19 protein-coding genes and 2 rRNA genes are annotated in these 25,303 nt (G+C 49.3%); 9 read left to right on the top strand and 12 right to left on the bottom strand.

The genetic code is table 11. The features are described 5' to 3' along the window. Nucleotides 1-54: 54 nt before the first annotated feature. On the bottom strand, nucleotides 55-855 hold the full coding sequence (gene tcdA / locus GCE9029_RS23705; RefSeq protein ID WP_062667536.1) for a tRNA cyclic N6-threonylcarbamoyladenosine(37) synthase TcdA: 801 nt from the start codon (nucleotides 853-855) through the stop codon (nucleotides 55-57). Between the two features lie 85 nt (nucleotides 856-940). Further along, nucleotides 941-1,840, bottom strand: a complete 900-nt coding sequence (locus GCE9029_RS23700) for a LysR substrate-binding domain-containing protein (protein ID WP_062667534.1) — start codon at nucleotides 1,838-1,840, stop codon at nucleotides 941-943. Nucleotides 1,841-1,965: 125 nt separating this feature from the next. On the opposite strand from GCE9029_RS23700, the gene GCE9029_RS23695 reads away from it, so the two are divergent. From GCE9029_RS23695 to GCE9029_RS23685, 3 genes are all read left to right on the top strand, one after another. After that, nucleotides 1,966-3,285, top strand: coding sequence for an aspartate aminotransferase family protein (locus tag GCE9029_RS23695; protein WP_062667532.1), 1,320 nt, complete (start codon nucleotides 1,966-1,968; stop codon nucleotides 3,283-3,285). A gap of 9 nt (nucleotides 3,286-3,294) precedes the next feature. Next, the gene (locus tag GCE9029_RS23690) at nucleotides 3,295-4,128 is read left to right on the top strand and encodes a beta-keto acid cleavage family enzyme (protein ID WP_062667531.1); all 834 of its coding nucleotides are present in this window, start codon (nucleotides 3,295-3,297) and stop codon (nucleotides 4,126-4,128) included. 121 nt (nucleotides 4,129-4,249) lie between these two features. Continuing rightward, entirely contained in the window at nucleotides 4,250-5,218 is a 969-nt protein-coding gene (locus GCE9029_RS23685; protein ID WP_062667529.1) for a TAXI family TRAP transporter solute-binding subunit, read from the top strand. A 217-nt stretch (nucleotides 5,219-5,435) separates the two neighbouring features. Here GCE9029_RS23685 and mltA read toward each other — a convergent pair whose 3' ends face one another. After that, entirely contained in the window at nucleotides 5,436-6,518 is a 1,083-nt protein-coding gene (gene mltA, locus GCE9029_RS23680) for a murein transglycosylase A (protein WP_062667527.1), read from the bottom strand. A 235-nt stretch (nucleotides 6,519-6,753) separates the two neighbouring features. Between mltA and GCE9029_RS23675 the strand changes: the two genes are divergently transcribed. Next, nucleotides 6,754-6,975, top strand: coding sequence for a hypothetical protein (locus GCE9029_RS23675; protein WP_062667525.1), 222 nt, complete (start codon nucleotides 6,754-6,756; stop codon nucleotides 6,973-6,975). Between the two features lie 2 nt (nucleotides 6,976-6,977). Here GCE9029_RS23675 and GCE9029_RS23670 read toward each other — a convergent pair whose 3' ends face one another. Next, nucleotides 6,978-7,322 (bottom strand): DUF2850 domain-containing protein, encoded by a 345-nt coding sequence (locus tag GCE9029_RS23670; RefSeq protein ID WP_062667523.1) that lies wholly within the window; start codon nucleotides 7,320-7,322, stop codon nucleotides 6,978-6,980. Nucleotides 7,323-7,499: 177 nt separating this feature from the next. Between GCE9029_RS23670 and argA the strand changes: the two genes are divergently transcribed. Next, nucleotides 7,500-8,855 carry an amino-acid N-acetyltransferase gene (gene argA, locus GCE9029_RS23665; protein ID WP_197475423.1) on the top strand — a complete coding sequence of 452 codons (1,356 nt, stop codon included), beginning with the start codon at nucleotides 7,500-7,502 and terminating at the stop codon, nucleotides 8,853-8,855. Here argA and recD read toward each other — a convergent pair. Together recD and recB are read right to left on the bottom strand one after the other, a co-directional pair. Then, nucleotides 8,821-10,818 (bottom strand): exodeoxyribonuclease V subunit alpha, encoded by a 1,998-nt coding sequence (gene recD / locus GCE9029_RS23660; protein ID WP_062667518.1) that lies wholly within the window; start codon nucleotides 10,816-10,818, stop codon nucleotides 8,821-8,823. The genes argA and recD overlap by 35 nt on opposite strands. Then, nucleotides 10,805-14,386, bottom strand: a complete 3,582-nt coding sequence (recB, locus tag GCE9029_RS23655; protein WP_062667516.1) for an exodeoxyribonuclease V subunit beta — start codon at nucleotides 14,384-14,386, stop codon at nucleotides 10,805-10,807. Before recB ends, recD begins: the two co-directional genes overlap by 14 nt. A gap of 444 nt (nucleotides 14,387-14,830) precedes the next feature. Between recB and GCE9029_RS23650 the strand changes: the two genes are divergently transcribed. Then, nucleotides 14,831-16,444 carry a methyl-accepting chemotaxis protein gene (locus GCE9029_RS23650; protein ID WP_062667514.1) on the top strand — a complete coding sequence of 538 codons (1,614 nt, stop codon included), beginning with the start codon at nucleotides 14,831-14,833 and terminating at the stop codon, nucleotides 16,442-16,444. A 26-nt stretch (nucleotides 16,445-16,470) separates the two neighbouring features. On the opposite strand, the gene recC is transcribed toward GCE9029_RS23650, so the two are convergent. Beyond that, on the bottom strand, nucleotides 16,471-19,866 hold the full coding sequence (gene recC / locus GCE9029_RS23645) for an exodeoxyribonuclease V subunit gamma (RefSeq protein ID WP_062667512.1): 3,396 nt from the start codon (nucleotides 19,864-19,866) through the stop codon (nucleotides 16,471-16,473). A gap of 132 nt (nucleotides 19,867-19,998) precedes the next feature. Beyond that, nucleotides 19,999-20,955 carry a TDT family transporter gene (locus tag GCE9029_RS23640; RefSeq protein WP_497463373.1) on the bottom strand — a complete coding sequence of 319 codons (957 nt, stop codon included), beginning with the start codon at nucleotides 20,953-20,955 and terminating at the stop codon, nucleotides 19,999-20,001. 133 nt (nucleotides 20,956-21,088) lie between these two features. On the opposite strand from GCE9029_RS23640, the gene GCE9029_RS23635 reads away from it, so the two are divergent. Next, entirely contained in the window at nucleotides 21,089-21,997 is a 909-nt protein-coding gene (locus GCE9029_RS23635) for a LysR substrate-binding domain-containing protein (protein ID WP_062667508.1), read from the top strand. Here GCE9029_RS23635 and GCE9029_RS23630 read toward each other — a convergent pair. Next, on the bottom strand, nucleotides 21,994-22,680 hold the full coding sequence (locus GCE9029_RS23630; protein ID WP_062667506.1) for a DNA-3-methyladenine glycosylase I: 687 nt from the start codon (nucleotides 22,678-22,680) through the stop codon (nucleotides 21,994-21,996). The two genes, GCE9029_RS23635 and GCE9029_RS23630, sit on opposite strands and share 4 nt — an antisense overlap. A gap of 82 nt (nucleotides 22,681-22,762) precedes the next feature. Between GCE9029_RS23630 and GCE9029_RS23625 the strand changes: the two genes are divergently transcribed. After that, entirely contained in the window at nucleotides 22,763-23,059 is a 297-nt protein-coding gene (locus GCE9029_RS23625; RefSeq protein ID WP_046303019.1) for a YebG family protein, read from the top strand. Between the two features lie 227 nt (nucleotides 23,060-23,286). Further along, on the top strand, nucleotides 23,287-24,318 hold the full coding sequence (gene dapD / locus GCE9029_RS23620; RefSeq protein ID WP_062667504.1) for a 2,3,4,5-tetrahydropyridine-2,6-dicarboxylate N-succinyltransferase: 1,032 nt from the start codon (nucleotides 23,287-23,289) through the stop codon (nucleotides 24,316-24,318). Between the two features lie 78 nt (nucleotides 24,319-24,396). On the opposite strand, the gene GCE9029_RS23615 is transcribed toward dapD, so the two are convergent. The 3 genes from GCE9029_RS23615 to GCE9029_RS23605 form a co-directional block, all read right to left on the bottom strand. After that, nucleotides 24,397-24,765 (bottom strand): DUF2799 domain-containing protein, encoded by a 369-nt coding sequence (locus tag GCE9029_RS23615; protein ID WP_062667502.1) that lies wholly within the window; start codon nucleotides 24,763-24,765, stop codon nucleotides 24,397-24,399. 196 nt (nucleotides 24,766-24,961) lie between these two features. Next, nucleotides 24,962-25,077, bottom strand: a 5S ribosomal RNA gene (gene rrf, locus GCE9029_RS23610). A 120-nt stretch (nucleotides 25,078-25,197) separates the two neighbouring features. Further along, nucleotides 25,198-25,303 (bottom strand): 23S ribosomal RNA (locus GCE9029_RS23605); the annotation flags it as partial.

Raw genomic sequence — 25,303 nt, 5'->3', positions numbered from 1 at the left:
AAACGAAGAAGGCCGCGTGTATTCGCGGCCTTCTTTTTTTTGTCTCTAAGCGGTTTATTTTTTCGCGGTCAGCTTGGCGATGATGCGCGAGACAGCAACAAAACCAAAGGTTGCAGTGACCATGGTTGCGGCGCCAAATCCACTGGCGCAATCCATTCGTTTCGGGCCTTCTGCCGTCGCTTTCGTTTCACACACCGAGCCATCAGGTTGAGGATACTTCAGCTGTTCTGTTGAAAACACACAATCGATACCAAATTTACGCCCTTGGGTTTTGGTGAAGTTGTGGAAACGGCGAAGGTTGTTGCGAAGTTTTGCCGCCAGCGGATCCTGAATCGTTTTGGTTAAGTCAGCGACCTGAATTTGCGTCGGATCGATTTGACCACCCGCACCACCGACAGTAATAATTTTGATTTTGTTGCGCTTACAGAACGCCAGCAACGCGGTTTTTGGCTTGATGCTGTCGATGGCATCCAGCACGTAGTTATAATCTTTGGTGATGTACTCAGGAATATTGTCTTCCGAAATGAAGTCATCAATCAGATTGATTTTGCAATCGGGATTGATCGCGCGCACGCGCTCTGCCATCACCTCGATTTTGCTTTGACCCACAGTGCCAGACATCGCGTGAATTTGACGATTGATGTTGGTAACACACACGTCATCCATATCAATCAGAGTCAACTCACCAACACCGCTTCGGGCGAGCGCTTCAACTGCCCATGACCCCACACCACCGATACCAATCACACACACATGCGATTGGCGCAGAATCTCAAGCTCAGTAGCGCCATATAAACGGCGGGTACCGCCAAAGCGTTGCTGATAGCCTTCAGATGCAGGTTGAGTCGTTGTCATAATTGTTCGCTCTGTTTCTCGATTTCCGACGTGGATTGCGGTTTATACTCGCTTGAACGCAAAATGTCCATGCTACGGCGACGCCTTACATTCTTCTGGTAGTTGTCGGCATCAATTCCTGTTTGAGCCATGCTATTACCTGCTTAACCGGCCCCAGCCTTCGCTTATAGCCATGGCTGAAAAGGAAATATCCATACAAGCTATTAAAGCTAAGGGAAAGGGGATTAGCCACTTCCCCTCGATTGAGTGCATCCTGAATCAGAAATTGGGGGATCAATGCCATTCCCTCGTGGTGCTTCACCGCTTCCAACGCCATGTAAAAGTGCTCGAAGCCTGTGCCGTAGGTCGGACCGCTTGGCGCCACGTCCAGATAATGCCAAAACTGGTTCCAGATTTGAGGGCGGGTGATATGACTGATGGCATGTAAGGGTAATAAGTCTTCAACCGTCTGTGTATTCCCCACAAGTTCGGAGGATGCCACCAGCATCAGTCTTTCACGGATCAGCAGTTCTGCTTCCTCTTCATGAGTCGATAAAGGCAAGCAGTGGATTGCAATATCGCTTTGATACCGATTCTGACTGTCAGATGTTACGCTCGCCCGAACTGCCAGTTCGATATTGGGGTGAGCACTTCTGAATGCCTCCAACCTCGGTATCAACCACATACTTGCTAAAGAAGGCGGCACAGAGATTTCGATACGGCTTTTTGTCTCGGAAGTCTGCATAACCGTAGATGTGGCGTGTTGTAAATTTTCCAGGGCTTCAACAACAGAGGGGAGATATCGCCTACCCGCCTCCGTCAGTTCCACTTTTCCCCCCGTACGCTCAAACAGAGAGCATCCCATCAACTCTTCCAAATGCAGGATTTGCTTGCTGATTGCACTTTGCGTCAGATTCAACAGCTTTGCCGCCTTTGAAAAACTCAATGTCTGCGCAACTACCGTAAAGGTCCGCAAGGTCCTCATTGGTGGAATAGGCATAGCCATGTATTTTTCCCATGAATTTTTGGCATACCCTCTGAATTTATATCGTTTGCTGTTCAATTTCCAACCTGTCCATACTGAGCCGTATAACCAAACAAATTTTGATCAGTGAGTAGCTCAGGGAAATCATGACAAACATACTACAAAGACATTGCCACACTGAATTACCGGTTGTTGCTGGCGGCAACGGCGTATTTCTTGTGGACAGTGAAGGACGTCAGTACTTAGATGGATGCGGCGGTGCAGCCGTATCCTGTCTCGGCCACAGCCATTCGGGCGTGTTAGGTGCAATAGAAAATCAACTGCACACTATTCCATATGCTCATACTGGATTTTTCACCTCCCCAGCAGCAGAAGAATTGGCTGCACGTTTGGCAGACAAAGCGCCCGGCCCACTGAACCACGTTTATCTGGTCAGCGGCGGTTCTGAAGCAGTCGAAGCTGCCCTAAAAATGGCGCGCCAATATTTTCTGGAAAAAGGCGAAACCTCGCGGACCCGCTACATCGCGCGCCGACAAAGCTACCACGGCAACACGCTGGGTGCGCTGGGTGTGGGGGGGAATATGTGGCGAAAAGAGCCCTTCGCACCGCTGATGCAAAATGGTGAGTTGATTGCACCATGTTACGCCTATCGTGATAGGCGAAACGATGAAACCCATTTCGAGTATGGTCAGCGTGTCGCGAATGAGTTGGAAGAGCGGCTACTCGCTGTTGGTCCAGAAACTGTCATTGCTTTCGTGGCTGAACCAGTTGTTGGCGCGACCGCTGGCGCACTGGTGGCAGAGAAAGGCTACTTCAAACGCATTCGTGAAATTTGCGACAAATATGGAGTACTGCTCATCCTTGACGAAGTGATGTGCGGTTGTGGCCGCACTGGCACCTATTTTGCCTATGAGCAGGAAGATATCGTGCCTGATCTCGTGACCATGGCAAAAGGGCTGGCTGCTGGCTACCAACCAATTGGCGCAGTGATGATCCACGACAACATCTACAATGCGATTTTCCACGGAACCGGATATTTCCAGCATGGACACACTTTTATGGCTCACCCTTTGGCATGTGCAGCTGCGTGTGCCACGCTTGATGCGTTGGATGCTGGTGTTCTTAGTGAAGTGACTGAACGGGGACATTATCTGGTCAAACAGTTAAATCAGACATTCGGCGATCACCCTTATGTCGGGGATATTCGCGGAAGAGGTCTGTTCATCGGGCTGGAGTTTGTTGAAAACAAAGCGTCCAAAGCGTCGTTTGCTTCTTCACGTCCTCTCCATGCGCAAGTGAAGAAAACCGCCATGGAAAATGGCCTGATGTGTTACCCCATGGGTGGCACGATTGATGGCAAGCAAGGTCATCACGTTTTGCTTGCACCACCTTTCATCATCACAGAGAACGAAATTGATGAGTTGGTGAAACGCTTGGCTATCACATTAGATAACGTATTCGCATAGGAAAATCGGGTGCAAAAAGGAAGAACTATTATTGTTGCACCGAATGGTGCACGACGCGGAAAGGATGACCACCAGCAACTACCAATGACCATCGAAGACATGGCCACGTGTCTGGCACAATGCAAAGGTGCGGGCGCAGCGATGGCACACATGCATATACGTGATGGACAAGGCAAGCACTCGTTGGATGTTGGACTGAACAGGGAGTGGCTTGTGGAAACAAGGGCCCGTTTTGATTCCGACATGGTGATACAATTAACGACTGAGGCGGTAGGTCTCTATCAACCGGAAGAGCAAATGGCGCTGGTGCGAGGCACCGAGCCAGAAGCTGTCTCCCTCGCCCTTCGCGAACTTCGCCCAAATGCTGCGTTTGAAAAAGACGCCAGCCGTTTCTTTTACGAGCTCAATGAGCGGCGTATCTATGTGCAGTACATTTTGTATGATGCTGCAGATTTGTCGCTTTACTTTCAAATGGTTAATGACAAGACGTTGCCTAATAGCGGCCATCACCTACTATTGGTACTAGGCAAGTACAAAAAAGACATGTTGTCAGCACCAACTGATTTGCTCGAATTTGATATTAAACGCATAACCAGCGAGGGAATTTCGTGGGCAACCTGTGCATTTGGAGAACATGAGCATCAATGTCTAAGTGCAGCGATGTCATTGGGAGGAGATGTACGCGTTGGTTTCGAAAATAACCTAATGAATTTAATGGGACAGTGTGCGGATAATAATGCAGAACTTGTACAGCAAATCGCCGTTATGTCTCAAAACATGGGTTTATATATCAACTCTGCAGAAGATTTAAGAAAAAATATCTCCTGTAGCTTTGAATCGTGAGGCGCATCTCTTGCGATCGAAAAACTAACTATCAGATAATTTCGGCGCAATATGGACTCACAAATTATTAACAGCGGACTCTCACCGCGTTAGCAATCACATCATCGACAAGGACTAAAGCATGAAAGCGTTAAAACCAACTTTGGCCGCAATGAGCTTTGCAGCTGCTTTAACTGCCGTACCAGCACAAGCTAATCAATTCGTTACTATCGGTACTGGTGGTGTCACTGGTGTTTACTATCCAACAGGTGGTGCAATCTGCCGTCTGGTAAACAAAACTAAGAAAGAACACGGCATCCGTTGTTCGGTTGAGTCTACCGGTGGTTCTATCTACAACATCAACACCATCCGTGCAGGCGAGCTGGACATGGGTATCGCTCAGTCTGACTGGCAATTCCACGCTTACAATGGTTCAAGCAAATTTAAAGACCAAGGCGCATACAAAGACCTGCGTGCTGTCTTCTCTGTTCACCCAGAACCGTTCACTGTTGTTGCACGTGCTGACGCAGGCGTGAAAACGTTTGATGACCTGAAAGGCAAGCGTGTAAACGTCGGTAACCCTGGTTCTGGCCAGCGCGGTACTATCGAAGTACTGATGGAAGGCATGGGTTGGACCATGGACGATTTCAAACAGGTTTCTGAATTGAAAGCTGCTGAGCAATCTAAAGCGCTGTGTGATAACAAAATCGACGCAATGGTTTACACAGTGGGCCACCCAAGTGGTGCAATCCAGGAAGCAACCACTGCATGTGATAGCGTTATCGTTGAAGTGAACAACGCAGCCTCTAACAAGCTGGTTTCTGACAACGACTACTACCGTACAGCGACTATCCCAGGCGGCATGTACCGTGGTAACGACGGCGACGTTCAAACCTTCGGTGTTGGTGCGACCTTCGTTTCTTCTGCTGAAGTGCCAGAAGACGTTATCTACAACGTAACCAAAGCGGTGTTTGAGAACTTTGACGATTTCCGTCGTCTGCACCCAGCGTTCGCAAATCTGAAGAAAGAAGAAATGGTTGCTGACGGTCTGTCTGCACCTCTGCACCCAGGTGCGGCGAAATACTACAAAGAAGTTGGCCTGATCAAATAAGCCACTTTGATAAAATAAAAGGCGGGTTTGAAACCCGCCTTTTTTGTCTCTATTGGTTAGGGGCTGTTGACCTTTGGTGGTTAAATTTTGTTCTCGCTATAAGCGTTTTAGGCGCGGCGAGGTGTGTGCCGCCTAGTCATTCTAAGCAAATACACCTCAACAAAGCATAAAACGCTTAGAGCAGAACCCTTCGGGCAGCAGCCCCTATGTTACTGCGTTACTGCTGAACAGAATCGTCATTCTCAACGGGCTTTGTGAGCTTCCAGACACGCCCAAAGTGTTTGTGATGGCCAGCTTTAATCCCAGCTTCTTCCCCCATACCGTGGTAAAGATCGAGATGGTTCTTCTTCACCGCACCACCAGTATCTAGCGCCATCAACAGTTTCAACACGTGCTGACCGTTCCAGTTGCCTTCTTCATTAAGCTGAGGCACTTCCGCCAGCAGCACAGTGCCCATTGGTAAGAACTCCCGATCGGCTGCCACTGACGCTCCAGACAACAGCGGGATCCCCGCAGTGCCAGTCACTGGATGCGCCGCCTTGGGAGCAAAGAAAACAAATGAAGGGTTTTGATTTAATAGCTCCATCACCGTCGCTTCATCCTGCTGTGCTACCCAGTCTTTGATGGCTTTCAGTGACATTTTCTCACGTGGCACTTCGTCGCGCTCAATCAGCACTTTGCCAATACTGACGTAAGGGTGGCCATTCTTGCCGCCATAGGCAAAGTACTCAAGCTGGTCGTTATCACCAAAATGAATGAAGCCACTGCCCTGCACTTCCATGATGAAGTTATCGATCAGCGAAGCACTATAGCCAAGCTCAAGCCCCAACCCGTCCAATGCACCATTATAGATTTCTTCACGGGTAGGACATTTATCATCACATTGCGGCATTGCATAAACTGGATAACGGAATAGCGCATCCGGTTTGTGGCGCATTTCAATCACTGGAGAGAAGTAGCCAGTAAACAGCACGTTACCATAGCCGTCACCGCCCCCCATTTGCTCAAGAGACAATCCATAGTCGCCCAGTGCCGTGGGTTCACCACTTTCAGCCAGCCATGCTTTGACGCTTTCATAAACGTCTTGGTTCGCTTTGGTCAGGGAAGGTGAACGGGATTCAACCTTTTCAAGTTGAGCAGGGAAAAGGGAATAGTCACGCGCTTTGTCGGAAGCAACTAGCTCAACCGGGTTGAGAACATCATCAAAACGCCCATCAATGTATTGCTGACCGCGGTCAGTGGGACGTGCACAAGCGGCAAGGAGTAAGGAAATGCCGACAACAGAAAGGGCCTTTTTCACAGGTATTCCTGAGTAAGAAAACAATAAAAAGAGGGTGACAGAACCCCGCTCTTTCTGCAATCAAAAGGCGATGTTGACCGTATAAACCCACACATTAACTGAGACTTATAATGCGATCGAAAGCATATGCGCCGAACTTTGAAATACTTTGTCACATTTCTGTCATAGAAATTCGTTTAAATCCGATGAAAAGAAAGTGTCTTAAAAATTAAACAAAATTGTCAGGGAGCTTAGAATGGATTTAAAAGTAGGGAGAAAGACGTTACTCGACACTGACTCAATCGAATATCAATGGATTCGTACTTTAGCCAGTGATGGAAGCAGCGATGAAATGATCAATAACAGTATTCGACGCTGCCTTGGTGGGAATGAAGACATTGCAGATAGGATTCGCCGCGTAGCTCTTGGTTTGTGCCCGGTCACCGAGCTCCTCAGAGTTTTGCCGACGAACTATTGATTTCAGCGTCGGGTGAATGGTGTGCTGTAGTGATAAGGCTTTTCTCTCTGGAGCGTATTTTTATCTTCCACTGTGTAAAGATAAGTATTGTTGCCGACGGTGTAGATGAGTTTGCTGCCGGTAAACTCATAGTAACTGGTGGTGCGGGCACCTTTGATATAGATACCATCTTTTCGCACTTCAAACCGGTCTGCCGCATAAGTTGGCACACCCTGTTCCACCCACTCTCCGTAAATAAGCGTTTGGTCGACCTCAGCGAAAACAGGAATGTCATTGGCTACCAGATAGCCGATAACCCCCGATATTAGCGCGGTGAAGAGCAGTAACGATTGTCCGACGATACCCACAAATGAAATCTCAATTCAGAGAGAAACTCTCAAGTACTAACAATACTATTATAAAAAGGACATCATTGCCGACCAAGTCAGGCATTCATTGTTTGAAGCTGTATCACGCCCCTTGCCAAACCAAGAATAATTAGTCACTATCGCAGCATATAAAATCAAAAAACATGGAGTAAGGTGTTGAAACTTCGCAGTACAGCACTCGTAAACGGATTTAGGCAATCTGCGCCCTATGTGAACGCGCACCAAAACAAAACCATCGTCATCATGCTGGGTGGCGAAGCCATTGCTGATTCCAATTTTGGCAATATTGTCAATGATATAGCACTTCTCAACAGCCTAGGCTTACGACTGGTTTTAGTCTATGGTGCCCGCCCGCAAATCAGCCAAAACCTTGCGAAGCAAGGGGTTGAGACGCCTTATCATAAAGGTGTTCGGGTAACAGATTCAGCTGCACTCGAAGTGGTAAAGCAGGCTGCCGGTCAGCTTCAACTCGATATTACTGCCCGCCTTTCCATGAGCCTGAACAACACCCCAATGGCAGGCGCCCAGATCAACGTCGTCAGCGGGAACTTTGTGATTGCACAACCACTTGGCGTAGATGAGGGTATAGATTACTGCCATAGCGGGCGGATCCGCCGGATCGATATCGAAGGCATTCACCGCCAGCTCGATCAACACTCGATCGTTCTTTTGGGCCCTGTTGCCAGCTCCGTCACCGGGGAATGTTTCAACCTGACCTCTGAAGAAGTTGCCACACAGTTGGCGATTCGCCTTAATGCAGACAAGCTCATCGGCTTTTGTTCGCTGCAAGGTGTGATTGGTCCTAATGGCAATGTACTCTCAGAACTTTTCCCTCATCAGGCTGAAGAAATTCTGCGTCAGCGCGCGACCGCGGGTGATGAAAACTCCGGCACAGTCAGGTTCCTACGTGGTGCAGTCGCGGCATGCCGCTCTGGAGTACCAAGAAGTCACCTTCTCAGCTATAAAGTTGATGGTTCTTTGATTCAGGAACTCTTCTCAGTTGAAGGTATCGGTACCCAGATTGTTACCGAAAGCGCCGAACGTATTCGTCAGGCAACCATTGATGATATCGGCGGCATCCTGGAGCTTATCCGCCCTTTGGAAGAGCAAGGTATTCTGGTGAGACGCTCACGGGAGCAACTTGAACAGGAAATACCCCGCTTTACTGTGATCGATCGCGATGAACGGATCATAGGCTGTGCAGCACTTTACCCTTACCCTGAATCACAAACAGCAGAAATGGCCTGTGTCGCAGTTCATCCTGAATATCGTGACAGTGACCGTGGCACCAACCTGCTGCAATACATCCAGCAACAAGCTTCGCAATCAGGGATAAAAACGATATTCGTGCTAACGACCCGCAGTATCCACTGGTTCCGCGAGCATGGTTTTGTTGAGGCTGATGTCACTGCGCTGCCGGATGCCAAGCAAGAGCTCTACAACCTGCAGCGCCGTTCTAAGGTACTGACTTTGGCGCTTAACGGACGCGTAATGCGTCTGCCAAGCCGCTAAATCGCTGCGTTTTACGCTTCACCGCCCGCGCCAAACTAGTGCGGGTGGCATAAACATCCAACCTGTCTTTTGCGCGTGTCACGCCCGTATAAACCAGTTCCCTTGTCATCACAGGTGTTGGCGTTGGTGGTAACACCAAAATAGTATGACTGAATTCAGACCCCTGAGATTTGTGAATCGTCATTGCGTAGGCAGTTTGATGCTCGGGAAGACGGCTTGGCAGAAAGGCTTTTACTGAACCGTCCGCCATTTCAAACACCACGCGAAGTCCTTCTTCCTGCTTCACCACAATGCCGATATCACCGTTGTACAAACCCAGACCATGGTCATTCTGCGTCACCATAATGGGTCTTCCGGGATAAAAAATCTCTTCCCCTGGTGCGATCAAACCCGTTTTGGTCAGTGCTTTTTCAATTGCCGTGTTCAAACCTTTGACCCCAAACGGGCCATCAGACAGCGCACACAGCAGACGGATATCAGAGAAATGTCTGAGCAAGGTTCGATTATCTGCTCCCTCTGATAACGCTGCGAGGTAGCTTCGATACCCATTGACCGTCATTGCGATAGCTTCGCCATACACGTCACCATCAAGATCGTGAAGAGCGATATCACCGAAGCCTTGCTGCAAGACTCTATCTACCCAACGTGGCTCACCAGCGTTAATCGCGTAAGCAAGTTGCCCAACTCCAGATTTGGCATGGAATCGGTAGCTCTTACGCAGTAAACAAACACCATCCGACACGGCGGGCAGGGAGACTTCCTGCGGTAAATTGAAACCTGTCAACGAAGTCAGCGTTTTTACTCGCTCAGCGCTAAAACCACTTCCTGCATCAAGGCAGATATCGCCCAATACTGCGCCAGCTTCCACAGAAGCCAACTGATCACGATCTCCCAAAAGAATCACTCTGGCATGCTCAGGCAATGCCGAAAGCATTCGGGCCATCATAGGCAAATCGACCATTGACGCTTCATCAACCACGAGCACATCAAGGTGAAGACGGTTCCCGGCATGATGTCGAAACTCAACACGGTTTGGAATAGCGCCTAACAGTCGGTGAATCGTCGATGCCTGGGTTGGGATTTTATCTAGCACATTATTGCTTACTGGCAATGCCGCAACGGCTTTTCCGATGGATTCAGTCAAGCGGTTGGCTGCTTTACCTGTCGGTGCCACCAGCTTAATTTCAGGGCCATTTGGATTGTCGCTACTGCTAACAATCGCCGCTAGAAGCTTTGCTACCGTAGTAGTTTTTCCAGTTCCCGGGCCACCAGAGATCACAGCAAAGCGATAACTAAGCGCCACGGCTGCCGCGACTTTCTGCCAGTTCAATCGTGCAGAGTCTGGCACTAGACTCAGCACTTGAGCATCCGTAGCTTGTGCATCTAACGCCGTTTTCAGCGCGTCTACATCGACCTGAGTCAGGTCAGTGATATCGAAAAAGTCGGCCAGTTTCTCAGCTTTTTCGCTGTCTTCCCATGTGCTATAGAACTGACGAAGCAAAGCCATATCCGGTAGAAAAAGATCGTCCAGCACGCCGCGCAGTGTCATCGGCAACGGCAGCTCTGTCGCTCGTGCTGTAATTTCATTAGTTACCAAACGCTCCGCGACCCAATAGCGATGAAGATAAAGGCGGGTGCCACTCAACACCATTGGCGTCGGTACACTGCCATCGCCGACAACTGGAGATGTGGAAACCAGAGCCAGTGCATTTTCAGGCGTCATCAATATCGCAAGTTCTGCCGATTCCGAGGGCGTCAAGTCAAAGAGCCTTGCGCTGTCTAAAGCCGACAAATCAATACATACATTACCTTTACCCAGCTCAAAGCTGACTAAAGCAGCCCATCCCACCATGGGTGATTCAACGTCGCCGAGTTGTTCACCGATAAACTGGGAAAACTGACGGTCGATGGCTCTGATGGCTTTACGCTTATACAGCGCGTTGAGTTTTTCACTTATCGCCATTTAGGCTCTCTCCATCAGAAAGCTGTCCTTCGCCGGAAAAAATGGCATCAAGGCCATCGAGAAGTTCAAGAGAAGGTGAAGTATAAAAAATGCCATGACGAGTACCCGCTTCAATACCACGAACAAAGAGATAGAAAACACCACCAAGATGGTGTTCAGGCGAGTAATCCGGCAAGCGCTGGCGCAGGAAACGATGCAGGGCGAGTGAGTAAATCTGATATTGGAAATCATAGCGGTGATCCGCCATAGCTTCGGCCAGAGCCTCCTCGGTGTAATCTGCTGGCGAATCGCCAAGATAGTTCGACTTCCAGTCCAATACGTAATAACGTCCCTGCCAGCAGAACACTAAATCGATAAAGCCTTTCAGCATGCCACTGGCGGTATCAAAGTGCAGCTCACCAGCCTGCGCTGAAAGAGGATCGTGTTCGGCAATTAACCGGTTCACACGGCCACTATCAAGTCTTTCCACCGGCATCACGAATTCCATCTCGGTCAATCTTGCGGGTTCATCGACCTCAGACAGCATCAATCCTTCGTCATTAAGCGGTTGAGAGACGACATCAGACAGCAGTTTCTGCAATACAGGTATCCAGGTTTCGTCGTAGTTTTCGAGCAGCAGGTGATGGCGGATCATTTCGGCCACTTCCTCGCTGAACATGTATTGCCCAAACTCGACGTTCTCAAACAAGGTGTGCAGGAAAGTCCCCGGACGAGCACCTTTCGGAAACTGGAATATGGTCGGCGCGCTGTCGGTCTCCGTCTCATTTTCTTCGTTCTGCTCTTCTGCAGCATCAATATCAAAAGCAGGTAAATCTGGGAGCGCACTGCTGTGGCCTTGCTTCACCAAGCCGGAATAGCTGGTCAGACGCCAATCACGGCGGATACGCCCTTCGAAAGTGCGCGCTTCAATGGCTTCATTATCAGCCAACTCTGGCTCCAGTTTTCCGTCCACTACTTTTGGTGGTTCGGTTCTCTCAATATCATCACAACCGGCCAGCAGCGAATCAACCGCGGCCATCAATCCCGCAGCATCTGCCGCTTCACCTTTTTGAATCAGGTAACCCAATGCTGATTTATGAAGCCCGGTATCTCCCGAGGATTTTCTGCCGTCTTTGAGCGGTGCAAGACCAATAAAGCAGCCGTAGACGGCACGGGTCAAAGCAACATAAACGAGTCGAAGATCTTCGGCCAAACGCTCTTTATCTGCCTGTTCAATAGCAAAGTCAGGCTCAGTCAATGACAGTACGGGCGTGTGGTCTTCATCATGGAAAAAAGGTCTGTCTGATGGGCGAAAATTGCAGGCGAACGGCAAGTAAACCAGATCGTATTCCAGACCCTTGGATTTGTGGATGGTGACGATTTGCACCAGGTCACGCTCAGACTCCAAACGCACCTGCTGCTCTTCACTGTTGCCATTAGGGTTGTCGATATGGTCAGCCAGCCAGCGGATAAGGGCATGATGGCTATCCAATGTCTGACTTGCCTGCTGCAAAAGTTCGCCAAGATGCATCAAGTCGGTAAGTGCCCGCTCACCATTGTCTTCACAAAGCAAGCGCTCCGCGATACCACGGCGTTGCATCACCTGACGGAGCATAGGCATCACGCCTCGGCTAAACCAAACCGTTTGGTAGGTAGAAAACTCCATGACCGCTCTTTCCCAGGCTTTTTCGTCATGATTCAAGGTGTCGATTTCACTCGCCGTCAGCGCAAATAGGCCACTTGCCAGCGCGGCGCGAAGTGTTCGCTCACTATCAGGAGTGAGTACCGCAGCAAGTAGCCTTTGAACATCCGCTGCAAGATGGCTCGAAAACACGCTGTCGCGATTCGAGAGATAGACAGACGCAATGCCCTGCCTTGCCAGTGCAATCTTCACTTTGGCAGCCTCGCTACCGGTTCTTACCAGCACTGCGATGTTTCCCGCCTGAATAGGCTTACGTTTGTCGCCTTTGCAGAAATACGCGCTACCTTCCTGCGCTTTGGTCAGCACTTCGCGGATACTGCTAGCCGTAGCATGTGCCATTTCCTTTTCGTAATCGGCTTTCGCTACCAGCTCTGACGTTTCATCCAGCCAAAGGGTCATCGAGGCTTGTTTATTGCCATTGACCTCCCAATAGCGATTCTCAGCGCCCGGTGAGTGAGCAACTGCCGTGAAAGGAATGTCATCGTTGTAGATAAATGGCGATTCCGCATTTTTGAATACGTGATTGACCGCTTCTACCACGCCTGCTGTCGAACGCCAGTTAGTGCCTAGGTTGTAATGGTCGGCGACCTGACGGCGCGCGTGGATATAAGTGAAAATATCTGCGCCGCGGAAAGCGTAAATCGCCTGCTTAGGATCCCCAATCATAAAGAGGCCACATTCAGGCTGCTCGGCGTAAATATCGCTGAATATTTGATATTGCTGAGGGTCAGTATCCTGGAATTCGTCAATCATGGCGACCGGATACAATGTGCGGATGCGCTCAGCCAGAATACCTTCTCTGTCACTTTCCAGCGCCGATGAAAGCTGTGACAGCAAATCATCGAATGACAGCCAGCCAAAACGTCTTTTTTCCTGAGCCAGTAAAACTCTCACCTGACGAATAGCATTCGCCGTCAGCGCATCTTTCAACGTTGGGGGGTTAGCTACCAGCTTATCAATCGCCTCAAATACCGGATGCGTCGGCACTTCTCCTTTCTTGGTTTTTTCTGCCAGCATCGATGCCGAAAAGCGCTCAAGATTTTTCGGCAATTCATAGCTGGTTGTTGAACGGGATGCCCATTCCGTGACTTCAGAAAGCCAGTTTGGCAGCGATTTTTTACTGTAGCTGCGTTTATCAACGCCTGATCCTGATATCAAAGCTTCAAGATCAGCGGCAGCCTCTCGCCACAGTCTTTTCACCTCTTCTATTTTGGCCAGATTCTCCTGATGCAAATCTTCGAGGTTTTCCGGCATATCCGGCGCTTTGATGGTGACCAGCGGTCCAGAGAGGTAAGTGCTAATGTCTTTCAGCAGTGACTGTGGCGCTTCCCAATAACCCCGCACGACACCCGCAAGCGATTTGGGCAGTGGATAGAACTGGCGTCGCCAGTAATCCGACACCGCGCGTTCACGTAAAACGCTTTCGTCAGTAATAAACTCATTGGTAAACAGGCTGCCAGACTCGAAGGCATTTTGGGTGAGCATGCGCTGACAGAAACCGTGGATGGTATAGATAGCCGCTTCATCCATCTGGCGTTCAGCTTGCAGGAGCAAACGCTCAGCATATGAGTAGTCCTGCACCTCATCCAGCAATGGCCTAATTACGGGGTCATCACTGTGCCCTCGACTAAATGCCAGACGCGCATCATGGATACGCGCGCGAATACGATCACGAAGCTCCTGAGTGGCTGCTTCGGTAAAAGTCACCACCAGAATCTTGTCGACACTCAACGGCGAAGCATGCGCAGTATCTTCGTTGCCGTGTCCCAACAGCAGCCGCAAATACAAACCCGCAATGGTGAAGGTTTTCCCCGTACCGGCAGACGCTTCAATCAGTCTCTGTCCGTGTAGAGGAAATGACATGGGGTCAAGAAGTTGGGTTGGCATGCACTGTTGGCTCAATGGGGAATAATGTCCCTAGTTTATACCCAAACCACCTGAAAATGCTCGCTTTCAGAGGTCATTGTGCTGTTCAATTCGAGGCCAATTTCACCATAAACAGCCATTCCATTTCCGTAAAAGCGAATGGATGAATGCGGAAACTGAAGCTCTCTCGGCAGGCAGGAGAGCTGAGCCCTAAACACCCAGTTTGTGTAGAGATATTAATACCGTGACATTTTGTAATTAGTCTTCAAAAGCTGAATTTATCGACTTCCTTTACAGGCATGATCCAAAAGCTAGACATCTTGTGTAATGAAAAATAAGTCTGCGAAGCAGATCAATCAAAAACAATTCTCATTACGAATCGTTCTATTGATACTTTGCTCCAATTAAGTAACCCTTCGTGTTTCATTTTCGTTACGGACATCTAAACACACGGATATACTGAGTATGAAATTTGTTGCAAACCTATCTGTGCGATATAAGCTACTGCTTATAGTATGCATCTCAGTTATTAGCATTGTCCTGCTAACAGCTTTCCAAGCGAGAAGCCTGCACAAAGACCTCCTGTTGGAGAGAAAATCCAGCTTAATGCAAACCATCGAGCTGGCGACACAAATTGTCGACAGCCACTATCAGAACGATTCTTCCGAAGCCAGTCGTCAGAAGGCAATGGCAGCCATACAACCACTCACCTTTGGCGCTGATGGCTATTTCTTTGCCATTGATAAAAAAGGCACCATGCTAGCGGGTGCTAAAAGCTTGCTAGGTAAAGATTTCAGCAGCTTTCGAGATAGTAAAGGTACACTACTCCTCAGAGATTTTAGGCGAGTAGCGCAGCCTATCGAGGGCGGATTTACCAGCTACTGGTTCCCAAAGCCAGGCGGTAAAGAGCCGTTAGAAAAAGTCAGTGCAGTAAAACGCTATGAGCCTTGGGGACTGCTGATCGGTACAGGTCTTTATGTTGACGATCTGGAAGCGTTGGTATGGAAAGAAGCATCACAGGCAGCACTTTTTGCCCTTTTCGTGACTGCCGTTCTGGTTCTGCTGGCAACCGTACTTTCCCGCATGCTGGTGAATTCAGTGCGTGAAATTCAACGCGCTCTCAGCATCGTCGCGAGTGGTGATCTAACAGCCCGTGCCAATGTCGACAGCACTGACGAGCTTGGTGAGATGTCACGCAATCTCAACGCCGCTTGTGAGCAATTGCAAGGCCTGCTTTCCAACGTAGATTCCACGCTGCTTCAGCTAGATTGCGACAGCAAAACCATGGCTGATTTGGCGAACCGTTCAACGGACGGTATTCGCAACCAAAGCCAAGAGCTGGATTTAGTGGCCAGTGCGATGGAAGAAATGTCCTCTGCTATCAAGGATGTTGAATCCAGCACACTTAATGCACAAGAGAGTACGCGTCACTCCCGTAAGCTGGTGACTGAAGCTGAAGCATCACTGTCTGCCTCTCTGGGTAAGTTTGAGCAGGTGAATGATGATGTGATTGATGCTGAAAGAAGCATCCGCGAGCTGGCCGCATCAAGCGACCAAATCAGCGATGTGGTCACTGTGATTAACGACATCTCTGAGCAAACTAACCTGTTGGCGCTCAATGCCGCGATTGAAGCAGCACGTGCAGGCAGCGCAGGCCGAGGGTTTGCAGTGGTAGCAGATGAGGTACGTAAGCTAGCGCACTCTACTAAGGAGTCGACAACTCAAATCAACGCCATCATCGAAAGGCTGCAGGAGCGCGCTCAAGTCGCCGCGAAAATCATGAGCAGCGGTACAGACAAAACCGCACAAAGCCTTGAGCAGGCGAGACTTGCCCAAACTCAGCTGACAGCCCTATCTCAACTGATCAATGAATTGGAGCAAATGAACACCGCAGTGGCAGCATCCACCTCACAGCAAGCCAGCGCTTCGCAGGAAGTTGCACGCAGTGTGGTCAATGTCAGCGATATTTCTCACACCAACCGCGAAGCGTCGGAAGATACACTGGGACTGAGCGACAAGGTGAAATCTCTGAGCGACACCGGACGCAGTCAATTGTCGAAGTTCAAGATCAACGCTTGAGTTTACTAAGAAGACTGGCTCCTGAGTCAGTCTTCTTTTTTCTCGCCACTTAGCGCAGGTAGCAGCAAGGTTTTTCCAAGCTCAAAAACCTGGTCAAGCAGCTCATCCTCTATCTGTGGCCAGACACGAGCCACGTAAGCATTCTCCCCCTCGCCCGAGACCATATAGCCCCCTTCAAAGGCTGCGCGCATCTTGCTGCGCGCTTTATCCAACGAGGCGTCGTCTTCCGACCAGTGACCTTTCTTATCAATACAAGCCGCTAAGCCTGCCTGCGCAGTATTTGGCAGATAAGGCAGTGGTGCTTCCGTACCCGCAAGATAGTATTCGATGTAAACCGCAAGGCTCGACAAAGCGTCCTCTTTGGCAATAGGCCCCCACACCACATCGTCATCTACTCCGATGAAGCGTGTTTCCAGTTGCTCACCTGCCGCGCACTGGCAAAGATGATCAATCCATGCCGCTAGCTTGTCTCTCGCCCTGACTTTTCCGCTTCGATACAAAATGCGACCAGCGCGGTAACGCTCATCCAGCCAGCCTTGAAGTTTGACCGCGCCACGGGAGGTGGCGACAGAAAGATTAACCTCCAACGCTTGTCGTTTGTCGCTCAGTAATGGTTTCAATTGCGCGTACTGAGCCAATATTCCGGCTTGTTCCGTCTCAAGTGTCAATTCACCAAAATGATTGAGTGGCAAGCTGCCGCTCGCTTTCTGCTGCCTGAAAAAGGCTTCCAGTGAAGCTTCACTGTCATCATGGGCGATAACATGGGATAGAAGCGCATCGCGCAACTGGTAACGGTGAAGATTATCGAGCGCAAAGGGTTCAGCGTCTTCCATTGCCCCTTCCGGCGACTCAAAGAAGACCTTTAAGCGGCGATTAAAAAAATACTGAACAGGTAAGCGCCAAAATCGCTGAAGCTCGGCAAGTTCAACCACACCGGATTGCAGTTCAGGCTCTTCACTCAGCGCTTTACCATCAAGAAAAGGCGCTGCAAGTTGCCCTTCGCCACGCGCGGCTGGTAACCATTCCGCCGCGTAACTTTGACGACTCTCAGTAAAGGCGTGTCGGCTGAAAGGCACAAGTGGATTATGGTGATTCAAGGCTTTGAGCAGACGCTCGCCGGACTCGTGTTCGGGCAGAGATTGGTCGCCTTCAAGGCAGTATCCCAGACGGCAATAATCGAGTAATTCAGTCACCAATACAGAAGGCACTTTTTCTGTGTTGTCCTGCACGGAACGGCCTACATAGCTAATGTATAGGCGTTGCTGAGCTGATTGCAGTGCTTCGAGGAACAGGTATCTATCATCATCCCGACGGGAACGGTCACCGGCGCGGGTGCGACCCGCCATCAAATCAAAGCCAACCGGCGCGATGGTGCGCGGGTAATCGCCATCGTTCATACCAAGCAGGCACACCATCTGAAACGGGATAGAACGCATTGGCATCAGGGTACAGAAGTTCACTTGACCGGCAAGGAAGCGCTGACTGACACGCTCGCCCCCAAGCTTTTCTTTCAGATAATCACGCACGATCGGGAGTGCCAGAGTTTGGTTGAACCCTGCATCATCCAATTGGGTCAGCCAGTTATCCAGTTGGGTGCGGATAAGCTGCCCTGCTAATTCTTCGTCTGTATCCAGCGCAAACATCTCGTCAAAGAGTGATGTCAGTGCCTGCACCCAGGCATGACCGTCTTTCGCGCCGAGCAGCACTTTTTGCGTCGCCGACATCACACGGAAGAACTCTCCCAACTTACCCGCCAGCTCCGCTTCCAATCCCTGGACTTCGTCATACGCCAACACATCGTTATAAAGCCCTGCTTCGCTTGGCATTGCGTAACCCAGCAACATGCGGTTAAGACCAAACAACCAGGTGTTCTGATGTTGATGAGGCAAGGCGAAATGCTCCGCCGTCGAATCATCAAGTCCCCAGCGAATGCCGGATTCTTCTACCCAGAATTTCACCTTCTCAAACTGGCGGTTATCAAAACCAAATTGACGCATCACCGAAGGAACTTCGAGGATTTCCAGAAGCTCCGCTGCACTACAACGGCTGTCTGGAAGACCTAATAATCGCAAGAATGTTGTTAGGATTGGACTTTCCTGATCGGCAGTGCGGTCAGAAATCGAGAACGGAATAAAGCGCTCACCGGGCGCATTGCCGAATACCGCCTGAATTGCCGGGCTATAGGCATTAATGTCGGCGACCATCACGATAATATCCCGCGGAGATAAATCCGGGTCTCGTTCTAGCATCTCAAGCAGCCTGTCGTGCAGCACTTCCACTTCACGCATCGGACTGTGGCAAACCTCCACCATGACAGAGCGATCTTCAGCGGAAATACCCACCTTACTCTCACTGGTAAGGGTTTCTTGAATATTGCCCGGTTCAATCAAATCAAGAATATCAGCCTGAATATGATGGAGTAGGCTGTCACGCTGCACATCAACAAAGCCCTGATCGACCTCATTACATTGGAGGTCAGAAATCAGCAGTAGATTGTCTCGGCCAAGCTTACCCATAGAAGCCAGCAGGCTATTACCGACTTCGGCCGAATCATCTTCACTGACTAATGGCAGGGCAAACTGCGCCGGCTCTTGAGTATCACTGGCACGGCTGATGCGTGACTCCATGCTGGCAGCACGTCTCGCCAGATAACGTTTGTCGCGGATATCTCCCCAGTAATAACGACAAGGGTTGGTGAACATATAGTGGACATCAACATGCTCACCCAACGCTTTGAGGGCATCAAGATAACGCGGCGGCAGAGCAGAAATGCCGAACACAAAAACACGCTCAATACCTTTCAGACCGTCTGGTTTCCCTTTATGGGACGCTAGCGCCTCGATAAACTCTTCATAGAGATTGGCACGGTGAAACGGCGACTGCTCCTGCTGAAGGGTGTAATCGTAAAGCGCTTGCCAAAGCTTGGGTTGCCAGCTTTTCTCCTCAGCCAACTCATCAACAATCTGCTCGTTTTCCCATGCCTTTATCCACTCAGGTCGGTACACCAGATATTGGTCATAGATATCGGCAATCTTACCCGCAAGTTGGTAAAGCTTCTGATTGTCGTCATCGCCTTCGAGGTAACGCTTGAGTTCATCAAAGTCTGGTTGATCGAGGAGCTCTGGCAGGACAGTCATCAGCTTCCAGGTCATCGCTTCTTTATTGAAAAAACTTCGCTGCGGCACATCGTCCAAAATCTGAGTGAACATCTGCCAAATGAAAGTGGCGGGAAGTGGGAACTCAACGTTCGCAACAATCCCTTGCTCTTTGGCCATTTCAAGCTTGAGCCACTGCGCCATGCCCGGGCTTTGCACCAGGATTAATTCCTTTTGAAAAGGATTATCCAATGGCTTTTGCTGAATAATGGCGACCAGCAGACTTTTCAAAAGATCCAACTGGTTAGAGTGATAGACAGTGAACACGGGCAAGACTCATGAGAACGGTATTGGAGAGATTGTGGCGGAATGCCCTCAAGAGTGCAATTTCATGCAGTTAGAAATGAAAAAGCCTGCACAAGATGCAGGCTATTTTTAACAGTTTCGCGAAAATTATGCTTATGCTGTGGCAGGCATTTTCCATTGCAGGGAAATGAAGCGGCGGTAATGCATGGCTACATACCCAACCACAATGGTCGCGACCACCAATTCGATAATACCCAGCACATAGACCTGATTCACATAAGTTGCCGCCACGCCAACCGACTCTAACCAAGCCGCAGTTTTAAACAATGCTGTCGCGCCGATAACCATTGGGAAGGTAAACGCGGCATAGCCCGGTGAGAATGGCAAACGCAACAGCTTGGCAAATGACACGTAAATCACCAGCGTCATCAGTAAAGCAATCCCCAAAAGTACCGCCACAATGACAGGTGAGGGAGATTGACTCACGGTTAAGTAACCAGCCAGAGACAGGCTTGCAGGTGCGGCCAGAATCGCAATGGTTGGCTTCGCCGCATCTGGCACCTCACCACAGAAAATCAGGCGGTAAAGCATGAGTGGCAACAACACTGCATAAGCCAGTAAACCAAATAGCATAATGCCATCCGCCACGGGGCGCAGCGCAGGGTTACCCGAAAAAGCAACATCAGCAACTATCAGTCCCACTGGCGGCACAAACCAGCTTGGCACCATGTGCGTCAGAGAAAAATCACGGGCGCGGTGATAAACAAAAGAAACGAGGAACGCGACGTGAGCAACCACGGCCAGCATCCAAAGAGAATCACCCGCCAGAGGAGACACTTTGCCAACAGAAGCAGAAACAATCATCACGCCCATAGCAAAAGTAGGCACCACACTGCCGACAACAGGATGCTGCAAATCGCACCAAAGACCTTTGGGAGAAAAAGTAAATTTCAGCGCAATCATCAATAACATCACACCACCGATCACCGCTCCTAAAACTTGAGCATTCCCACCAAAATTACCGACATTTTCCCAGCTCCAACCGAGGCTTGCGATTGCCAGCGCGAGGCCAGCCATTGGAGTAGGAAGTAAGTTGAGACGTCTACGCATTGCTCTGTCACATCTTTAGAAGAAAAACACATAAAATATGATAGAACGGCATCATGATTTAGTATATCTGAATATCTTTAACCTAATGTTAAGTTAAACTTAAACTAGGTTAAATCGATGGGTAAATAGCCAGATGTCATTGTCTCTTCGCCAGCTACAGGTGTTTGTCGCGGTAGCGCAGGAAAAAACTATCACGGCTGCATCCGGTCTGCTTTTCCTGTCCAAACCTGCTGTCAGCATGGCGATCACAGAGCTGGAAAGTCAGCTGGGACACAAACTGTTTGAGCGGGTCAACAACCGTTTGATACTCAACGATCAAGGCCGTCGACTCCTTCCTATGGCAGACGAACTCCTTACCCGAAGCGATGAAATCACAAAGGTATTGAACTCTGATGGCGAACTATCCGGCCACCTCAGGTTGGGCGCAAGCGATACAATAGGAAACCAACTAGTGCCATTTTTGTTGAGGGACTTCAGGGCACAAAGTAATCATATTGACCAAGAGTTGGTGATCTCTAACAGTCAGTCGATCATCGACAGATTGCTCGCATTTGAGCTCGATATCGGACTCATTGAAGGACAGGGCGAGAATAAGCACCATTTGGGAAATGATGATTTACACATGCAGCCTTGGCTTTCTGACGAAATGTGTATTGTTTGCGCCATCGACCATCCTTTGGCGCAAAAAGCAGGAATTACACTGTTTGATTTGGAAAACCATGCGTGGCTGTTGAGAGAAACAGGCTCCGGCACCCGTGAGCATTTCCTTTCACGAATCGCCCCAAGGTTAGAGGACTGGACGGTAGCTTTTGAGCTTCGAACCACTGAAGCCATTATCAATTGTGCGGCGGCAGGACTCGGTTTGGCCTACCTTTCGACACTGGCCGCCAGACATGCCATCAGCAATAAAAGACTTCATAAGCTGACGTTGCCACTCGACCTGCGCCGTCAGTACTGGTTGGCACACCACAAAAGCAAACACCACTCGCTGCTGTTTGAACGCTTTCTAACGTTTACCAGCGAGTGGCAAGTTAACGATTAATAGCTATTATCACCCACGCTGAAAGCGATAATCTGGCTAATTTGGCAAAGTGGACGTCCACTTTCTTCCTGCCATTGATTAAACGCTTCTTGCGCCGCATGCAGAGATTTTCGGGTATCCCGGCCACCATCAATGATCTTGTGAGCCCGCAGATATCCTTCAACATCGCCAGACAAGATAAAAGTATCTTTACCCATCATGCGAAGTGAATAAGGCCCGGTATTACCACCTAAGCGACTGCCATGCTTTTTCAGGTGTGCCCATAAGCCAATGATGTCGCTTTCCGGCCACTCCGCGACAAACTTGGCAAAGCTGCCGTGTTGCTTCGCTGCGCTTTTCATCATCTGTGCATTGTGGGGAATGGTCATGACTTTACCCAGATGACGAATGATCGCTGGATTTGTGGCTTTCTCCTCCCACATTTCAGGCGGAGTTAGGCACATTTTTTCAATATCAAAGCCCCAGAAGACTTCTTCAAAACCTGGCCACTTGTTTCTCACTACCTGCCAATTCATTCCCGACTGGAAGATCTTCTGACTGAATGTCGCTAGCCATCGATCATCCGGGATCTCGCCAAGTTCTTTTACGCTCTTAGGGTGTGCCAGACGCTGCTCCAGATCGCTGTTACTTCCCTTTCTTGTTGCTGCTCGATGATAAATCTCTGAGAATTTTTCCAATGCCATCACAGTAATCACGGTTAAACTAGACAGGTAACTTTACTCTACTGTATAAACAGACAGTAAACAAATTTAAGAGAGGTTAACCATGGCCGTTATCGTCAAATATGTGGTTGAACGCAACGGAGAAGAGAAGATGACTTTTACCTCTAAAGCGGAAGCTGACGCGTATGACAAAATGCTCGACATGGCAGATGAGTTATTTGAGCTGCTGGGTAAAAGCGAAGTCACAGGCGATGAAGCGCAACGCGAAGAATTGTCCCTTTTCCTAGCGCAAAATCGTGAAGAAGTACTCTATGCTCTGGGGGCTAAACGCAAACCAACCCCAAAGCCAGCAAAGAAAAAAGCTGAAGCGCCAAAGGAAGATGACGCCGAAGCGGCTTAACTTCTCAATCAACGCTCCCATACGGAGCGTTTTTTATTTCAGCATTGTCCTAATTTTCGGTCTATTTAACCCATATTCACAGCAAGAGCCGTTAATCTAAAGGATTCTCTCCCATCACCCTTCAATCTTGATGCACTTCACTTTAAGATGTCTCCAGCTATCACAATTATCATGCAGCATCTGATATCAAACGATGCTGGTGGAAGAGACAAGGAGACTCCCGGATCATGGCCAGTTTTGCTCTAGCGTTTGGCACCGCGACCAAAAACAAAGATGGAAAAATCATCGAAGCATTTTTCCCAACCCCAGTTCTTAACCCTTCAGATTCTCTGGTTTCAGCTCTTGCTGACGTTGTCGGTTACCAGGGCGGTAACGAAGCATTTGAAGTGGAAGCAGCACAATGCGCAGCTATCGCTTCTGCTTTCGCTGCAGCTGACGAACAAGCAGCAGCATCATTTGCGACCAAAGCAGCGGAGTCTAACCAACCACTCGTTCTGGCTATTCTTGCGACTGACGAAAAACCAGCAAGCGTGGCAGAGGGCTTCCTTAAGCTTCAACTCATTTCTCACCGTCTTGCTAAGCCTCACGGCATCGTGCTGGATGGCATTTTCGGTCTACTGCACAACATCGCTTGGACTAACCAAGGACCAATCGATCTACCAGAGCTGGCTGAACGTCAAATGGAAGCTCGCTTGAAAGGTGAAACCCTGACAGTAGATTGCGTAGACAAGTTTCCTAAGATGGTTGATTACGTGGTTCCTGCAGGCGTTCGTATCGCAGACACTGCACGTGTTCGTCTGGGTGCGCATGTGGGTGAAGGCACCACTGTTATGCATGAAGGCTTCATCAATTTCAATGCAGGCACTGAAGGTGTGAGCATGGTTGAAGGTCGTATCTCTGCAGGTGTAATGGTTGGCAACGGCAGCGACATCGGTGGTGGTGCTTCAATCATGGGCACCTTGAGCGGTGGCGGCCAGATCGTTATCTCTATCGGCGAAAACAGCCTGTTGGGTGCGAACGCGGGTCTTGGTTTCCCACTAGGCGATCGCTGTACCATCGAGTCAGGTCTGTACGTGACTGCAGGTACAAAAGTCTCCATGCTGGATGCAAACGGACAAGAAGTGGAAACAGTAAAAGCACGCGACCTTGCTGGCAAGACCGACCTTTTGTTCCGTCGCAACTCAGTGACCGGTAAGATTGAGTGTCTCACTAACAAATCTGCGGTTGAGTTAAACGCTGAGCTGCACGCGAATAACTAATGCTTTGAGATATGTACTAACAATAAAGGCTGACATTCTCGTCAGCCTTTTTTATATGTATCTATGTTGTTCGGTAGCTCAGAAAGGAAAATGATCCATTTGCGATGAACCACGCCCGATGTTCCAATTTTGATAGAAGATCCAGCCGTCATTTCGATCATCACAAAATCCGTCATATCGCTCGCCCATAAATCCCATCTTGAATGCACGGGATGGGTCACAGAACTGCTCTTTTGAAGATTCGTATGAAGTTAAATAAACTTCTTTTGAGTCCATATCGGCTGCACCAAGCTCAGCTAAAGACTTATCGGAGCGTTTTGGCAATTGCAATGAAACGTCTCTTTCAGCCAGGCCAGTCCAATCCTGATTTTGTGCGAGGTCAAGCGTCGAAGTGCTGGTACACCCAGCCGCGAGTAAAACGGGCAAAAGTACTATCAGCTTTTTCATAACAACTCTCCTCTCCGCTAAAGATTTAATCTAACACACTTTTATGAACGGTTGCTGAACACTTAAGCGATTGGTTACGTAGTATATAGCCAAAGAGATTTCATTGCCGCCAAGACGTAAAAAAGCCCTGACCGTCAGGTCAGGGCTTTTTCTATTTTTTGTCTTCACTTTTTCAAAAAGTGAAAGAAAATTGGAAGCCTGGCGATGTCCTACTCTCACATGGGGAGACCCCACACTACCATCGGCGCTGTTACGTTTCACTACTGAGTTCGGCATGGAGTCAGGTGGGTCCATAACGCTATGGTCGCCAAGCAAATTCTGCTAAGTCTTCACCTTTAAAAAAGGTCAAAACCAAAATCTTGGAAAGCTGTTTCTGTGTTCTCTACACATTCAAGGTTCTATTCGAGTCCGTCAAAACCCCTTGGGTGTTGTATGGTTAAGCCTCACGGGCAATTAGTATCAGTTAGCTCAACGCCTCGCAGCGCTTACACACCTGACCTATCTACGTCGTAGTCTCCAACAACCCTTTAGAGGACTT

The sequence above is a fragment of the Grimontia celer genome, from assembly GCF_900055185.1.
Classification (GTDB): Bacteria; Pseudomonadota; Gammaproteobacteria; order Enterobacterales; family Vibrionaceae; genus Enterovibrio; species Enterovibrio celer.
Note: the sequence above shows the minus strand (reverse complement) of the source record. Positions and strands in the feature narration are given on the sequence as shown.

Coding starts and splice junctions, on each gene's coding strand:
- tcdA (WP_062667536.1), bottom strand. CDS start 855: ATGACAACGACTCAACCTGCATCTGAAGGCTATCAGCAACGCTTTGGC.
- GCE9029_RS23700 (WP_062667534.1), bottom strand. CDS start 1,840: ATGGCTATGCCTATTCCACCAATGAGGACCTTGCGGACCTTTACGGTA.
- GCE9029_RS23695 (WP_062667532.1), top strand. CDS start 1,966: ATGACAAACATACTACAAAGACATTGCCACACTGAATTACCGGTTGTT.
- GCE9029_RS23685 (WP_062667529.1), top strand. CDS start 4,250: ATGAAAGCGTTAAAACCAACTTTGGCCGCAATGAGCTTTGCAGCTGCT.
- GCE9029_RS23675 (WP_062667525.1), top strand. CDS start 6,754: ATGGATTTAAAAGTAGGGAGAAAGACGTTACTCGACACTGACTCAATC.
- recD (WP_062667518.1), bottom strand. CDS start 10,818: ATGGCGATAAGTGAAAAACTCAACGCGCTGTATAAGCGTAAAGCCATC.
- recB (WP_062667516.1), bottom strand. CDS start 14,386: ATGCCAACCCAACTTCTTGACCCCATGTCATTTCCTCTACACGGACAG.
- GCE9029_RS23650 (WP_062667514.1), top strand. CDS start 14,831: ATGAAATTTGTTGCAAACCTATCTGTGCGATATAAGCTACTGCTTATA.
- GCE9029_RS23640 (WP_497463373.1), bottom strand. CDS start 20,955: ATGCGTAGACGTCTCAACTTACTTCCTACTCCAATGGCTGGCCTCGCG.
- GCE9029_RS23635 (WP_062667508.1), top strand. CDS start 21,089: ATGTCATTGTCTCTTCGCCAGCTACAGGTGTTTGTCGCGGTAGCGCAG.
- GCE9029_RS23630 (WP_062667506.1), bottom strand. CDS start 22,680: ATGGCATTGGAAAAATTCTCAGAGATTTATCATCGAGCAGCAACAAGA.
- GCE9029_RS23625 (WP_046303019.1), top strand. CDS start 22,763: ATGGCCGTTATCGTCAAATATGTGGTTGAACGCAACGGAGAAGAGAAG.
- dapD (WP_062667504.1), top strand. CDS start 23,287: ATGGCCAGTTTTGCTCTAGCGTTTGGCACCGCGACCAAAAACAAAGAT.
- GCE9029_RS23615 (WP_062667502.1), bottom strand. CDS start 24,765: ATGAAAAAGCTGATAGTACTTTTGCCCGTTTTACTCGCGGCTGGGTGT.